The sequence below is a fragment of the Bacteroides sp. genome, assembly GCF_052357945.1.
Lineage (GTDB): Bacteria > Bacteroidota > Bacteroidia > Bacteroidales > Bacteroidaceae > Bacteroides.
Window position 1 is genome coordinate 1 of record NZ_DAWCXD010000035.1, and the last position, 16,212, is coordinate 16,212.

Annotated in this window: 12 protein-coding genes; 7 read left to right on the top strand and 5 right to left on the bottom strand. The window is 39.5% G+C overall.

Going from position 1 to position 16,212, the window contains the following annotated elements:
* The 5 genes from ACT8YW_RS09205 to ACT8YW_RS09225 all read right to left on the bottom strand — a co-directional run.
* A partial coding sequence (locus ACT8YW_RS09205; protein WP_444104698.1) for a complex I subunit 1/NuoH family protein occupies window positions 1–712 on the bottom strand: 712 nt, incomplete at its 3' end.
* 22 nt (window positions 713–734) lie between these two features.
* Window positions 735–2,327 (bottom strand): NADH-quinone oxidoreductase subunit D, encoded by a 1,593-nt coding sequence (locus ACT8YW_RS09210; RefSeq protein WP_009000380.1) that lies wholly within the window; start codon window positions 2,325–2,327, stop codon window positions 735–737.
* Window positions 2,328–2,354: 27 nt separating this feature from the next.
* On the bottom strand, window positions 2,355–2,957 hold the full coding sequence (locus ACT8YW_RS09215) for an NADH-quinone oxidoreductase subunit B (RefSeq protein ID WP_004301465.1): 603 nt from the start codon (window positions 2,955–2,957) through the stop codon (window positions 2,355–2,357).
* Window positions 2,948–3,298 carry an NADH-quinone oxidoreductase subunit A gene (locus ACT8YW_RS09220; protein WP_004301466.1) on the bottom strand — a complete coding sequence of 117 codons (351 nt, stop codon included), beginning with the start codon at window positions 3,296–3,298 and terminating at the stop codon, window positions 2,948–2,950. Before ACT8YW_RS09220 ends, ACT8YW_RS09215 begins: the two co-directional genes overlap by 10 nt.
* A gap of 118 nt (window positions 3,299–3,416) precedes the next feature.
* Window positions 3,417–3,794 (bottom strand): hypothetical protein, encoded by a 378-nt coding sequence (locus ACT8YW_RS09225; protein WP_444104699.1) that lies wholly within the window; start codon window positions 3,792–3,794, stop codon window positions 3,417–3,419.
* A gap of 262 nt (window positions 3,795–4,056) precedes the next feature.
* Between ACT8YW_RS09225 and ACT8YW_RS09230 the strand changes: the two genes are divergently transcribed.
* From ACT8YW_RS09230 to ACT8YW_RS09260, 7 genes are all read left to right on the top strand, one after another.
* Complete coding sequence (locus tag ACT8YW_RS09230; RefSeq protein WP_444104700.1) at window positions 4,057–5,661, top strand: DUF6377 domain-containing protein; 1,605 nt, start codon at window positions 4,057–4,059, stop codon at window positions 5,659–5,661.
* A gap of 192 nt (window positions 5,662–5,853) precedes the next feature.
* Window positions 5,854–6,378 carry an RNA polymerase sigma-70 factor gene (locus ACT8YW_RS09235; protein WP_004312117.1) on the top strand — a complete coding sequence of 175 codons (525 nt, stop codon included), beginning with the start codon at window positions 5,854–5,856 and terminating at the stop codon, window positions 6,376–6,378.
* Between the two features lie 77 nt (window positions 6,379–6,455).
* The gene (locus ACT8YW_RS09240) at window positions 6,456–6,686 is read left to right on the top strand and encodes a hypothetical protein (RefSeq protein ID WP_004312118.1); all 231 of its coding nucleotides are present in this window, start codon (window positions 6,456–6,458) and stop codon (window positions 6,684–6,686) included.
* 12 nt (window positions 6,687–6,698) lie between these two features.
* Window positions 6,699–9,263, top strand: coding sequence for a glycoside hydrolase family 38 C-terminal domain-containing protein (locus tag ACT8YW_RS09245; protein ID WP_444104701.1), 2,565 nt, complete (start codon window positions 6,699–6,701; stop codon window positions 9,261–9,263).
* Between the two features lie 18 nt (window positions 9,264–9,281).
* Window positions 9,282–11,621: a GH92 family glycosyl hydrolase gene (locus ACT8YW_RS09250; protein ID WP_444104702.1), complete on the top strand. Its 2,340-nt coding sequence runs from the start codon at window positions 9,282–9,284 to the stop codon at window positions 11,619–11,621.
* A 48-nt stretch (window positions 11,622–11,669) separates the two neighbouring features.
* Window positions 11,670–14,759 carry a discoidin domain-containing protein gene (locus ACT8YW_RS09255; RefSeq protein ID WP_444104703.1) on the top strand — a complete coding sequence of 1,030 codons (3,090 nt, stop codon included), beginning with the start codon at window positions 11,670–11,672 and terminating at the stop codon, window positions 14,757–14,759.
* A 45-nt stretch (window positions 14,760–14,804) separates the two neighbouring features.
* Window positions 14,805–16,211: an SGNH/GDSL hydrolase family protein gene (locus ACT8YW_RS09260; protein WP_444104704.1), complete on the top strand. Its 1,407-nt coding sequence runs from the start codon at window positions 14,805–14,807 to the stop codon at window positions 16,209–16,211.
* Window position 16,212: the final 1 nt, after the last annotated feature.

Genomic DNA, 16,212 nt, shown 5'->3' on the forward strand with positions numbered 1-16,212 from the left:
TTTCCGCTTCGGGAAGGTCGAACGGGCCACGGTTACATTCTGCATTTCCGGCAATCAGGTAAATGATAAAAGCAATGACTGCAGGGATATGTCCCTTGAAGATGAACCAGCCGTCAGCCTGTCCTTCTACGATTTCAGAAAATTGCATGGTTCCCATCAGTACTACCATAGTCATGATACTCATACCAACAGAAAGTTCGTAACTGATAATCTGTGCACCGCTTCGCATGGCACCGATCAAAGAGAATTTGTTGTTACTACCCCAACCGGCCAGCAAGATGCCGACAACTCCAATGCTGGAAGCAGCCAACAGGAAGAACACGCCCACGTTAAAGTCGAGAATCGCTGCACCTTTATTAAAAGGAATACAAGCGAAAGTCAGGAATGAGGCGATAATCACCATGAATGGAGCGAGATTGTAAAGGAAATGGTCGGCACCCTTCGGCATGAAGATTTCTTTGGTCATCATTTTGAGTACGTCGCAGACCACTTGAATAGAACCCCATTTACCAACACGGTTCGGACCAAGACGACACTGGAAGAAACCGCAAACTTTACGCTCCATGTAGATCAATATGATAGCCAGGATGGCATATAGTGCTACGAGGCACACGCCGACAGCTACACATTCTATAAAGATGGCTAATCCCTCCGGCATAATGGAGAGTAGTAGCTCATGTATCCAGTTTGTTACTATACTAAAGTCGAACATATATTCTTAATAATTAAGTATTTTATCTATCAATATCCGGAACGACATAATCTATTGTTCCGCCAATAGCAATTAAATCGGCAATCTTTGCTCCCCGGCAGATGGTGTCGATTGCGGCAACAAGCGGTAATCCCGTAGCACGGTAGTGCAGGCGGTAAGGCATTTTGTCACCCTGGCTTTCAAGGAAGACACCAAATTCACCACGACTTCCTTCTACTGCAGCATAATAACTGCCTTCCGGAACACGGATAATAGGCTTCATCTTCTCCTGATAAGGTCCTTCGGGAATATTGTCTATTAATTGTTCGATGATGTTCAGACTTTCCATGATTTCATCCATACGCACCAGGTAACGGGCAAAGCAGTCACCTTCCGTATAAACAATTTCTTTGAAATCTACTTTGTCGTATACACCGTATGGCATTCGTTTACGTACGTCACACGCCCATCCTGAGGCACGGCCTGTACCTCCGGTACAACCGAAAGAGATGGCATCTTCACGGCTTAACACACCGACGCCTTTCATACGGCTTTGTGCGATGATGTTGCCCGTAAATATATCATGATATTCGTGGATGATTCCTCTCATATAAGGAATGAACTCTTTTACTCGTTTGACGAAGTTAGGATGAAGATCAGCCTGTACACCGCCAATTGTATTGTAGTTCATAATCAGACGTCCGCCACAAGTCTCTTCAAAGATGTCGAGAATCTTCTCACGGTCACGGAATCCATAGAAAAATGCCGTCAACGCTCCCAAGTCCATCGTCAGTGCAGAGTAGAACAACAAGTGAGAGTCGATACGTTGCAATTCATCCATAATAGTACGGATATACTTCACACGTTCGCTAACCTCAATACCCATAGCCTTTTCAATACACATACACAGTGCATGACGGTTCTGGTGTGCACCCAGATAGTCAAGACGATCTGTCAAGGCTAATGTTTGAGGGTAGGTAAGGCTTTCATTCATTTTCTCGATGCCCCGGTGGATATAACCGCAGTTCGCATCAATCTTACGAATGATTTCACCTTCCAGAGAAACACGGAAGCGCATTACACCATGAGTAGCAGGGTGTTGTGGACCGATGTTAACTACATATTCTTCTTCACCGAACAACTTCATCTCTTTATTTTTGATGGTTCCGTCCGGGTTCAGTTCTATTTCTTGAGTCGTATCAAACGTCTCTTCATTGGTCATACACAATGGGTTATCCTTTTCCGGATCATTATCTTTGCGCATTGGATAACCTATCCAATCGTTACGCAGATAAAGCCGGCGCATGTCAGGATGACCGATAAAAGTGATACCGTAATAATCGAAAACTTCACGTTCGTAGAAGTCGGCTATCTTCCAAATGTCGCTGACAGATGGAATTTCAGGTAGCTCGCGGTTGGTTGTCGCTGTTTTTAGTGCTATCCGTTCGCCTGTAATGGTAGATTCCAGATGGTAGACTACGCCTAAACCGCGGAGTTTTTCCGGAGCGTCTTTCTCATCGGCTACTCCCCAGTCCATACCGGTGAGGCTTTCGAGAAAGTCCATCTGTTTTTCATTTCGCAAGCGCAGCATCTCGTCGTGTAACGCTGCAGGAGCTATAAATTGTATTTCTTGCATAAATCCTTTAAATTACAGAATGTAGAATCATTCTTCATTTTTTAAATAATCCGGTTTCTTCTCTTTTCTGTTTACTCCACCAAAGAACTTTTCTATTTTCACTTTGCGTTGCAATTGCATCATGCCATAATAGAAAGCTTCAGGACGTGGCGGGCATCCGGGAATATATACATCTACCGGAAGAATCTTGTCCACTCCGTTTACCACATGATAGGACTTTTTGAAAGGACCTCCGCTGACAGCGCATCCGCCTACGGCAACCACATACTTCGGATCGGGCATCTGGTCATAGAGTCGTTTCAGTACCGGAGCCATTTTATTGGTGATTGTTCCGCATACCATAATCATATCAGCCTGGCGCGGACTGGCACGTGCTACTTCAAACCCAAAGCGGGCCATGTCATAACGCGCGGCACCCAGTGCCATAAATTCGATACCGCAGCAACTGGTTGCAAAGGTAAGCGGCCACAGTGAGTTACTGCGTCCCCAGTTGATAAAGTCGTCAAGAACTCCGAGAGCAACGTTTGCTCCTCCTGCATTAAGTTCCTTGACCAACTTTTCCAATGATTCATTGTCGATAAACTCATCATACGGAATAGATTTTATTTTTGGCTTTTTGGTTATTTCCATTCCAAAGCTCCTTTCCTCCAGGCATAAGCAAGACCCAGAACTAAAATGATAAAGAAGAAGAGAACACTAATAAGTCCCTGTGGTCCCATGTCGTGCATAACTACTGCCCATGGGAACAGTAAAGCAGTTTCGACATCGAACATAAGAAATAGGATGGCAAACAGGTAGTAGCCTACGCGAAACTGCATCCATGATTTACCACGTGTCGGTATACCACATTCATAAGCCTCAAACTTTTGCAGATTGTATGAACGGGGAGAAATAGCACGCGAAAGAGCTACTACTACACCGACAAAAGCAAGCGCTGTCAGTAGAACAACAACTAAAAATGTAAAATTCATAATTCAATAGCTGTTTAGATTGAATATTATATAGAAATAAACAATTAGTCTATTCGCCCTATGGAGAATAAAACCAACTGTAATAAATGACGAGTAAAAGAGTCTACTGTACTGTAGGCTAAATGACTATCTTTCTTAACCCATATATATAATAGGAGATAGGATCATAATAGCACGTTGGGGGATGAGAAGATGAAGAGTGATACGGTCTTTGAGAATTGTGATGTTCTCCGGAAAAAGCAACTGGCAACAGTACGCTTTTATTTGCCGGGACATGTGTGACGTCCGTATGACTCATATCACAAGATTGGGTAGCGTAAAGGTTGTAAAGACGTTCTAAAGCATTTTGTATCGGACGATCTTGCGACACATAGCATTTCTCCTGCCGATAAGTCGGGGAGGAAACTTTGCACATATCTTCCATTGCTCCGTTAGTTGCGCAATGGATGAGCAAAGCCAATACTAAAAGTAGTCCGAATTTTAAGTTTTGTTTCATCTTTCTCCTTTAACGGCTGCAAATATAGAACTAATATTTATACTTTTTGCAAAGTCCGAGTGGCAAAAAAGCTTTTTTTAACTCCGCTTCTTTGCGATTCGTTTTTGGGTCGGTACGGTTTCATGAAAAATTATTTTTGAATGAGACAAATCTTTCTCTTGTATTTGTTAAAAGATGCAATAAAAAGAACGATTTACTTCCTTTTTTACGAATTACACAAATAAAATACATTTTTTTGCAGACTAAGAAAGAATACATGATTATGAAACGCACACTTTGGTTTATATTTTTCCTTCTAAACTCTTTGTTTTACCTCTATGCAGATAGTGAGAATGATTCTTTGTTGAAGGTGTTGGACAAAGTGATTTCTGAACGTTTGATATATACCCAGAAGAAAGAAGCTACCATAAAAGAATTAAAGAAAAAGAAGGTTGGCCTTAATTCGTTGGAGGATATATATAATTTAAATAAAGAGATTATTCATCAATATGAGACTTTTGTCTGTGACTCGGCAGAACAATACATTCATGAGAATATTGATATAGCAAAAACAATCGGTAATAAAGAATATCTTTTGGATGAGCAGCTCCGGTTGGCTTTTGTCTATTCTTTATCCGGTTTGTTTATTCAAGCAAATGATATTTTTAAGTCGATTAAGTGTGCGGATTTACCCGATCATTTGAAAGCATCATATTGTTGGAATCGTATACGTTATTATGAGAACCTTATAAAATATACGGATGATATTCGATTTTCCAATGAGTATATAACAGAGAAAGAAGCTTATCGGGATACTGTGATGGGCGTTTTGGTTGAAGAATCGGAAGAGTATAAAAAAGAAAAAGCTGTGAAACTTCAGGATAAGGGTAGTATAAAGGAAGCTCTTCAGATATTAACGAAGATATATAATAAGCAGGAACTGACATCTCATGGATATGCAATGATGGCTATGGGGCTCGCAAGAGTTTATCGTTTGATTGGAAATGATGCGTTGGAAGAAAAGTATTTGATTTTGGCTGCTATGACAGATATAAAATTGGCTGTAAAAGAGAATGAAGCATTGTTGACATTAGCTGTCAATTTATATCAAAAGGGAGATATAGATAGAGCTTATAATTATATAAAAGTAGCATTGGACGATGCCATCTTTTATAATTCCCGCTTTAAGAATACGGTAATTGCCCGCATCCATCCGATTATTGAAAATACATACTTGATCCGGTTGGAAAAACAAAAGCAGAACCTTCGTTTCTATATATTTCTGACTAGTTTGTTTGTGGTAGCTCTTGCTATCACCCTGTATTTTACATATAAACAAACAAAAATTGTATCCCGGGCTAAACGGCATCTTAAAGCTATGAATGAGGAACTGGTCGGGCTGAATAAGAATCTCGACGAAGCTAATCTGATTAAGGAAAAATATGTGGGGTATTTTATGAATCAATGTGCCGTTTATATTAATAAACTCGATGAGTACAGGAAGAATGTGAACAGGAAAATCAAGACCGGACAGATTGATGATTTATATAAGTCATCCTCCCGACCTTTTGAAAAGGAACTTGAAGAACTATATCATAACTTTGATAAAGCGTTCCTTAAATTGTATCCTAACTTTGTGGAAAAGTTCAATTCTTTGTTGAAACCGGAGGAGCGTTATAAACTGGAAAAGGACCAACTGAATACAGAATTACGCATATTTGCATTGATACGGTTAGGAATTACCGATGTTGGACAGATTGCTGTATTTTTGCATTATTCTGTGCAGACAATCTATAATTATAAGAGTAAAGTGAAGAGAATGTCCACTCTTGATAGTAATATCTTTGAGGAGGAGGTAAAAAAGCTTGGTTCTTTGTCTCAAAAATGATTCTATCCGGTTTACCAAAATTAAAAAATGGTCTTATTATAAAATGTTGATTATTAGGTGTCTATATAATAATTGATCTATAAAACGTTTACTTTCCCGCCTACTTCCACTAAGAAGTAGGCTTTTTTCATCTCTATATTTGCATCACAAGATTTTTGATAACTGAATACTAATCTAAAGAAACACACAACTATGAGTTTTTCAGAATTGTATCTTATTTATTATCCCAAGCTAGTTCGGTTTGCAAAAGAATTTGTGATGTCGGAAGAGGATGCTGAGAACATAACGCAAGATGTGTTTACAGACTTATGGGAAAAGAGAGAGTCAATGAATCATATTGAGAATATGAATGCTTATCTTTTCAGACTTGTGAGAAACAAATGTTTGGATTATTTAAAGCATAAAGTATTCGAGCAAAAGTATGTCGAGAATGTGAAGGCTTCTTTTGAGATTGAGTTGAATCTGAAATTGCAATCTTTGGATCGTTTTGATGTATATGATATATCAGAAAGAAATCAGATGGAGAACCTGATACGGGATGCTATCAATAGTTTGCCTAAAAGATGCCGTGACATATTTTTGTTAAGCCGCATGGAAGGATTGAAGTATAGGGAAATATCCGAACGTTTGGGCATTTCGGTAAATACAGTGGAATGTCAGATGGGAATAGCACTAAAAAAGTTGAGAGCAAAACTCAATGTAACATTGGCTGCATAACTTTTTAATGAATTTATCGGTATTTTTTAGGGGTATTTATTGAGATAATCGTTCTTTGATAAAAAAGGACTGTGTATATGGAGAATTGTCTGAATAAATATTTTGCGGATGAATTTACTTCTGATGAAAAAACAGAGTTTCTCATAGAAGTGGAAAACAATGAAAGGCTGAAGGAAGAATTTATAGAAAATCAGACTTTGCTGGCACTCGTTGATTGGATATCTCCGGAATATGAAAATAATAAAGAAGTTGTCCAACATAAATTATATGAATTTATGTGTAGAATGGAGCAACACAAAGATAAATAGGTTTAGGATACCATGAATAAAATTTATATCATATTACTGACTGTTTTCTTTTATGCAAATGTTTATTCTCAACAAGCTTATTTTGCTGATGGGTATCATGGCGGGATATATGGACATTATCCGGTAAAGTGGAAAACTCAATTCATTGTGGATCATCTGGCTATGCATCCGGACTGGCGGATTTGTATGGAGATAGAGCCTGAAACATGGGATACAGTCAGAGTACAGACTCCGGAGGCTTATTTGCGTTTTAAAGAGATGGCTACTAGTAATCAGGTAGAGTTTACGAATCCTACTTATGCACAGCCTTATTGTTATAATATCTCGGGAGAGAGTATAATAAGACAGTTTCAATATGGTATTGCTAAAATAAACAAACATTTTCCGGGGGTCGATTTTGTAACCTATTCGGTAGAAGAACCTTGCTTCACAAGTTGCTTGCCACAAATCCTTAAACAATTCGGCTTTAAATATGCTGTATTGAAATGTCCCAATACCTGTTGGGGAGGGTATACTGCTGCTTATGGCGGAGAATTGGTTAATTGGGTGGGACCGGACGGGACTGCAATATTGACCGTTCCCAGGTATGCTTGTGAAAAACTAGAGCCGGGATCAACTTGGCAGACAACTGCTTGGGGAAATTCGGCTGCTTATTTAAAAGATTGCCGTAACGCAGGTATCAAACACCCCGTTGGTATGTGTTTTCAGGATGCGGGATGGAAGAACGGCCCATGGCTGGGAAGTGGAAAGAACACAAAAAATAACTCTATATATATGACATGGAGAGATTACATTGAAAATGTCTCCATCGGAAAAACGGATGATAACTGGTATTTTTCACAGGAAGATATACATGTGAATCTTATGTGGGGAAGTCAGGTTTTGCAAAAAATAGCGCAAGAAGTACGTGTTTCAGAAAATAGAATTGTCATGGCAGAGAAAATGTCTGTAATGGCTTATCTGGAAAATAAATATATTTGTCGACAGGCAGATATGGATGAGGCTTGGCGTACACTGATGTTGGCACAACATCATGATTCGTGGATTGTGCCTTATAATGGACTGAATAGAAAAGGAACATGGGCTGATCAGATTAAGCGATGGACAGATAGTACCAATCATCTTGCAGATGGAATTATTGAGGCATCTATGCAGAGCTTTAATGAAAAGTTTATTCCGCAAAATAATGCTCAACAGCAATATATACGTGTTTTTAATACATTAGGAATGAGAAGAAAGGAAATCGTAAGTGTTCTTCTGCCTACGGAATCTGAAAATGCGGATTTATGTGTTTATGACTGGAAAGGTAAAGATATAGGTTGTTTGGTAGAAAATGAAGGTAAAGAGATAAGATTATTTTTTGAGGCAGAGATTCCTCCCTTTGGTTATTCCACGTATTGTATAAAAAAGAAAGAAGCCGGTAAGAAAGAGGCTTCGGAGAGTAGATTCGTTTTGGAAGGTAATAAGGTGAATAAACAGGAATACGTGGTTGAAAATGATATGTATAAAATTGTTTTTGACTTATCAAAGGGAGGAACCATAAAAAGCCTGATAGCTAAAAAAGAAGGGAATAAGGATTTTGCAGGTAAAACGGAGAAATATGCTTTAGGGGAGCTACGAGGCTTTTTTTATGAAGAAGGCAAATTTCGTTCTTCTATAGAGACTCCGGCCAAGCTGACAGTAGTAAGGGATAATGTATATGAGCAAAAAATTAAGATAGAGGGTGAGATTGCTTCCCATCCGTTTACACAGGTAATCACTCTCACTAAAGGAACGAGACGAATCGATTTTGATTTGACGGTTGACTGGAAAAAGAATGTAGGTATTGGTGAATATAAAGAGGAACGTTGGCGTGATAATCGTCGGGCTTATTGTGACGATCGGTTTAAACTAAGTGTATTATTCCCGACTGATTTACATTCTCCCCGTGTTTATAAAAATGCACCGTTTGATGTATGCGAAAGCAAACTGACTGATACTTTCTTTGACTCTTGGGATCAAATCAAACATAATATTATACTTCATTGGGTTGACTTGGCTGAACAGGAAGGCGACTATGCTCTGGCTTTATTATCAGACCATACTACTTCTTATTCTTATGGAGAGGACTATCCGCTAGGACTGACTGCTCAATATTCGGGTGGAGGACTTTGGGGACCTGATTATAAAATAACACACCCTTTGAGGATGAAGTATGCAATTATACCTCATCGTGGCAAATGGGACAAAGCATCAATCGCAGATGATAGCGATTGTTGGAATGAACCATTGCTGCATTCTTGCTATCCAGTGGTAAAACCGGAATCGAAATCATTTATTGATTTACAGAATACTGGTTATCAAGTGAGTGCTCTTCAAATGAAAGATGGAAAGGTACTATTGCGCCTGTTCAATTCTGAAGGGGACGAAAAATTACAAAAGGTTACCATTGACATGCCATTATCCGGAGTGGAGGAAGTTGATTTGAATGGACAATGTATCGAAAGAAAGAAGATAAAAACACGTGCAGGTAAATCGGAAATGATGATTTCAATGCCTCGTTTTGGTATTAAGACTTTCGTTCTTAGTTTGACTTAAAATAATTAGATTATTGTTATGTATAAAGCGACTGCTAATCTTTTAATTGTTTGCTTTTTGTGTTGGATGACGGGTTGCTCATCAACCAATACCGTATCGGAAGATTTGGTTCCGACTGATTATGTAAACCCGTTTATTGGTGCCAGTACTAGTGTAGGGGCTGCCGGTGTTTATCACGGATTAGGTAAAACTTTTCCCGGAGCTACGACTCCGTATGGTATGGTACAGGTTAGTCCTAATACAATAACGGGAGGTGATAACGGTTCCGGATACAGTGATGAACATAAGACAATCGAAGGATTTGCCTTTACCCAGATGAGTGGTGTGGGATGGTTTGGTGATTTGGGCAATTTTCTTGTGATGCCTACAACTGGTGAATTATATAAAGTGGCAGGTAAAGAGAATAATGATAGTATAAAAGGATATCGTTCGGCTTATAACAAAGCCACTGAAACGGCTAAGGCCGGATATTATTCGGTAGAATTGACTGATTATCATATCAAAGTAGAAAGTAGCGCGACACCACACTGTGGAATTTTACATTTTACTTATCCTTCTAGTGACCAATCGCGTATTCAGATTGATTTAGCTCGTAGAGTAGGGGGAACATCTACTTCGCAGTATATTAAAGTTGTAGATGATTACACTATTCAAGGATGGATGAAGTGCACACCTGATGGTGGTGGATGGGGTAATGGTGAAGGAAAAGCCGATTATACCGTTTATTATTATGCACAATTTAGTAAACCTTTGACTAATTATGGCTTTTGGAGTGCAGATATTCCCGAACATTGGGTTCGGAAACGTGATGAAGTAGTGAGTATTCCTTATTTGACTCGTGTATCACAAGCTCCGGTTATAAAAGACAAGCAAGAACTGACAGGTAAACACCTGGGCTTTTTTACTGAATTTCCAACGAAGGAGGGAGAGACTGTAGAGATGAAAGTTGGTATCTCTTTTGTTGATATGGAGGGTGCTGCAAATAACTTTGAACAAGAAATAGCCTCTAAAAATTTTGGACAAGTAAAGCAGGAAGCTACTGAATTGTGGAATAAAGAACTTAATCGTGTCCGGATATCCGGTGGTACGGATGATGAAAAAACGATATTCTATACTGCCATGTATCATACGATGATTGATCCTCGTATCTATACAGATGTAGACGGACGTTATGTAGGCGGTGATTATAAAATACATACGGCTGACAGCACCTTTACAAAACGTACTATATTCAGTGGATGGGATGTATTTCGTAGTCAGTTTCCTTTGCAGACTATAATTAATCCGCGTTTAGTAAGTGATGAACTGAACTCATTGATTACTATGGCAGATCAGAGTGGGCGCGAATACTATGAACGTTGGGAATTGCTGAATTCCTATTCCGGCTGTATGTTGGGAAATCCTGCTTTGTCTGTTTTGGCAGATGCTTATATCAAAGGGATTCGTACGTATGATGCAGAGAAAGCATATCGTTATGCCATTAACACATCCCGTCGTTTTGGTAATGATTCATTGGGGTATGCTCCGGAACCATTGAGTATTTCAACCACTTTGGAGTATGCTTATACTGATTGGTGTATATCTCAATTAGCGAAAGCTATGGGGAAAGAAGACGATGCCAAATGTTTCTATGAAAAGGGACAGGCATATCATCATATTTTTGATAAAGAAAAGGGATGGTTCCGTCCCCGTAAAGCAGATGGTACATGGGTAGAATGGCCGGAGAATGCACGTCTTAAAGAATGGTATGGGTGTATAGAAGCAAACTCTTATCAGCAAGGTTGGTTTGTACCTCACGATGTTCCGGGAATGGTGAATTTGATGGGTGGCAAGGAGAAAGTTATTGCGGATTTAACAGATTTCTTTAATAAAACTCCTTCTAATATGCTGTGGAATGAATATTATAACCATGCGAATGAACCTGTGCACTTCGTTCCTTTTTTGTTCAATCAGCTTGAAGTTCCCTGGTATACTCAAAAATGGACACGCTATACATGTGAAAAGGCTTATGCAAACAAAGTTGAAGGGATTGTTGGCAATGAAGATGTAGGTCAGATGTCGGCGTGGTATGTGTTGGCTGCTTCCGGTATTCATCCTTCCTGTCCGGGAAATACACGTATGGAGATTACAAGTCCGGTTTTTGATAAAGTAGAGTTCAATCTTGATCCCAGCTATTATACTGGTAAGAAATTCACGGTGATAGCTCATAATAACAGCATAAATAACGTCTATATACAAAAGGCCTTGTTGAACGGTCAGGAATACAATAAATGTTATCTTGATTTTGCGGACATTGCAGCCGGAGGTACATTAGAGCTGTTTATGGGTGATAAACCTAATGTTGAGTGGGGACTTTGATTGAATAACATACTCTAAAACAAATTGTTACTTTAAAATCTTGATAGTATGATGAATAAACTTGGGCTTATCATTGTATCGGTTATATTGGCTCTAATCCAGACAGGGTGTGCAGAGCAGAGTACATGGATGTCTTTGAACAGCTCTAATCCTCGGATTATCTGGGAAGTGAAACCCCAGGCAGATTTAGAGAACATAACCGGAGAGCAGATTTCTACTCCGGAATTTAAAATGTCCGATTACGTTAAAGGTGTGGTTCCCGGAACTGTTTTTACTGCTTATGTTGAAGCAGGAATCGTTCCAGATCCTAATTATGCCGATAATATTTATAAAGTAGACGAAACGTTTTATAACCGTCCTTTCTGGTATCGTACGGAATTCGAACTCCCGTCTTCTTATTCGGAAGGGAAGCGGGTATGGCTTCATTTCGACAATACGAACCGCTTTGCCGATTTCTATTTTAATGGCGAGAAGATATCAGGAACAAAAACATCTACTAAAGATGTAAGCGGTCACATGTTACGTTCGAAGTTTGATGTGACCAATCTGATAAAGAAATCCGGTAAGAATGTGATAGCTGTTCTGATTACCGATGCCGATCAGAAAAAGACGCGTAAGGCTAAAGACCCGTATGGAGTTGCGTGTAGCCCCAGTTATCTGGCTGGTGCCGGTTGGGACTGGATGCCATACGTACCGGGACGTCTGGCTGGTATCACAGGCAATGCTTATCTTGTGGTAACGGGAGATGTAGTGATGGAAGATCCTTGGGTACGTTCAGAGTTACCGACCTTGCAGAAAGTAGAGCTTTCTGTCTCAACAGATATTAGAAATGCTTCTTCTTCCCCCAAAGATGTCGTTGTATCCGGAGTGATTCAGCCGGGGAATATTTCTTTCTCTAAAGACATTCGGGTAGAAGGAGGAACAACAGCCAGACTATCTATTAACAAAGATGACATAGCGCAATTGGTCGTTGACCATCCGAAACTTTGGTGGCCGAATGGTTATGGTGATCCCAATCTTTATACTTGTAAGCTGACTTGTTCTGTAGATGGAAAAGTGTCGGATGTAAAAGAAATGACATTCGGTATCAAGAAGTATGAGTATAAAATGGTCGATAATGTAGTGGGATATCCTGTTCTTACATTCTTTATCAACGGACAGAAGATCTATCTGAAAGGTGGAAACTGGGGAATGAGCGAATATCTGCTTCGCTGTCAGGGCAAAGAGTATGAAACGAAAATCAGACTTCATAAGGAAATGAATTACAATATGATCCGTCTATGGACCGGTTGTGTTACTGATGATGAGTTTTATGATTATTGTGATAAATATGGGATTATGGTATGGAATGATTTCTGGTTATATGTAGCATACAATGACGTGGCTCAACCGGAAGCATTTAAAGCGAATGCCCTTGATAAAGTCAGACGTCTTAGAAACCATCCTTCCATTGCTATTTGGTGTGGAGCAAATGAAACGCATCCGGCACCTGATTTGGATAATTACCTGCGTGAAATGATTGCGAAGGAGGACAATAATGACCGTATGTATAAGTCTTGCTCCAATCAGGATGGATTGTCCGGAAGTGGTTGGTGGGGAAATCAACCTCCAAGACACCATTTTGAAACTTCAGGCAGTAATCTGGCATTTAATACACCGGCTTATCCATACGGTATTGATCACGGTTACGGTATGCGTACAGAAATAGGAACGGCCACTTTCCCCACATTTGAAAGTATCAAAGAGTTTATCCCGGAAAAAGACTGGTGGCCTCTGCCTACTGATGAGCAGTTGAAGAATGATGATGACAATGTATGGAACAAACATTTCTTCGGTAAGGAAGCGTCTAATGCCAACCCGGTTAATTATAAGAATTCAGTGAACACACAGTACGGAGAATCATCCGGATTGGAAGAATTCTGCGAGAAAGCGCAAATGCTGAATATCGAAGTGATGAAAGGTATGTATGAGGCTTGGAACGATAAGATGTGGAATGATGCAGCCGGACTTCTGATCTGGATGAGCCATCCGGCTTATCCCTCGTTTGTATGGCAGACTTATGACTATTATTATGATCCTACAGGTGCTTATTGGGGAGCAAAAAAGGCTTGTGAACCTTTACATATCCAATGGAATGCTTCCAATAACAATATAAAAGTAATAAATACTACAGCAAAGGACTTGAAAGGTGCAATAGCTAAAGCTGCAATTTATGACCTGAATGGAAAAGAAGTGCCTGCATACGGACAGACAAAACAGGTCGATGTGGCAGCCAGCAACATTGCAGAAGCTTTTTCTTTGAACTTTAACCCTTTCAATCTGGCTTATGGAAAGAAGGCTGTAGCTTCTTCTTCAACAGGTGCCTCTAAAAGTGCTTCAATGGTTACTGACGGAGGAGCCGGAAGTCGTTGGGAAAGTGCATACAGTGATCCTCAATGGATATACATTGATCTTGGTAAAGAAGAAAAGATAGAAAAGGTTATTTTGAAATGGGAGGCAGCTTGTGCTAAGAAATACGAACTGCAAGTATCGAATGATGCGCAAGAATGGAAAACCGTTTATGCCAACAAAGATGGAAGAGGTGGTACTGAACAGATTGAATTGGAACCTGTTACAGCACGTTATGTGAAATTGGCAGGCATCAGCCGTGCCACACAGTTTGGATATTCTTTGTTCGAATTCGAAATCTACGGTGAGAAACCAAAAGAGATAGAAGAACTGACTCCGCTTCATTTTATCAAGTTGGAACTGATAGATGCCAAAGGTAATTTAATCTCTGAAAACTTCTATTGGCGGAATGGCGTGAGAGATCTTGACTATACATTGCTGAACACACTTCCGGAAGTTGCTTTGTCTTGCCGATTGGTGGATAAATCGATGTCTGACGGAAAGATAAATATAGCTGTAAAGAACAATTCCGAGACTGTGGCTTTTGCTAATCGGGTGAGGCTTGTTAATAAGGCTACGCAAAAACGAATACTTCCAATTATTATGTCCGATAATTATGTGACGTTGATGCCGGGCGAAGAAAAGGTTATCACTATGGAGGCGACTCCCGAACTGTTGAAAGGAGGCGTAAGTGTATTGGTGAAACAGTATGGGAAAGCAGAGAAGAATAAGCTGGATATAGCAGATTGATTGTTGTACGGTTATCTTTATGGTTTGATTAAAAGAATAAAGAAAATGGCTAATAGACTAAAAATGAGGATACTTTTGTTGTTATCTTTAGTTTATATAAATTGCGATTACTTACAGGCACAAACAACAATACCTCGGTTTGAAGAAGGGGAACGTGTGGTATTTGTAGGAAACAGCATTACTCACGGCGGACATTATCATTCATTTATCTGGTTGTATTACATGACTCGTTTCCCGGATAAACCGATTACTATCATGAATGCCGGAATTGGTGGAGAGAGTGCGTGGGATATGAAGGATCGTTTGGACTATGATGTTTTCAACAGGAAACCAACTTATGTGACTCTAACTTTCGGTATGAATGATACCGGTTATGATATTTACATGAAAGACGATGCAAAAGAACTGTCGGAACAACGGATTGCAAAGTCATTGGAAAGCTATCGGGAAATAGAAGAACGCTTACTGGCTAAAAATAAAATAAAGAAAGTTTTGATTGGTGGTTCTCCTTATGATGAGACTTCCCGGTTTAATAATTTTATATTGCATAATAAGAACAACGCCATTTTAAAAATCATAGATGCCCAACGTACATCGGCTAAAAAGAATGGCTGGGGTTTTGTTGATTTTAACCAACCGATGCGTGAGATAAGCAGAAAAGAGCAGGAGGCAGATTCTACATTTACATTCTGCAGGATAGATAGAATTCATCCGGATAATGACGGACAGATGGTCATGGCCTATTTGTTTCTGAAAGCACAGGGACTGGCTGGGGATGAAGTGTCATCAGTATCTATTGATGCATATCATTCATTTGTAATAACCCATAAGAACTGTAAGATTTCAAAACTAAAAAAGAGCGGAGCTGATCTGACTTTTGATTATCTGGCGTATGCTCTTCCTTATCCGCTGGATTCTATTTCTAGAAGTGGCTGGGGAAATAAAAGGTCACAACGTGATGCAATGCAGTTGGTTCCATTTATGGAAGAGTTTAATCAGGAACGTTTTCAGGTAACAAACTTAGAGAAAGGAATGTATCGGTTAACTATAGACAATCAGTTTATTGACAATCTCTCATCCGAAAAGTTGGCGAATGGAGTGAATTTGGCAGATTACCCGAATACTCCCCAATATCAACAAGCTGCGAAAATCATGTATCTGAATGAAGAACGGTTTGAAGTGGAGAAACGTTTTAGAGAATACTTGTGGACCGAATATTCATTCCTGAAAAAAGAAGGATTACTGTTTACTGATGATCAGAAAGCTATCGATAAACTAAAAGAATATTTACCTAAAGACGGGTTTCTTAGGATGAGCTACGATTGGTATATAAAAGCGATGAATCCTGAAATACGGGAGGTTTGGAGCAATTATATGAAGAGTCTTGTTGAAACAATTTATAAAATCAATAAACCTGTCACTCATAAAGTGAGGCTGGTAAGAGTTGAATAAT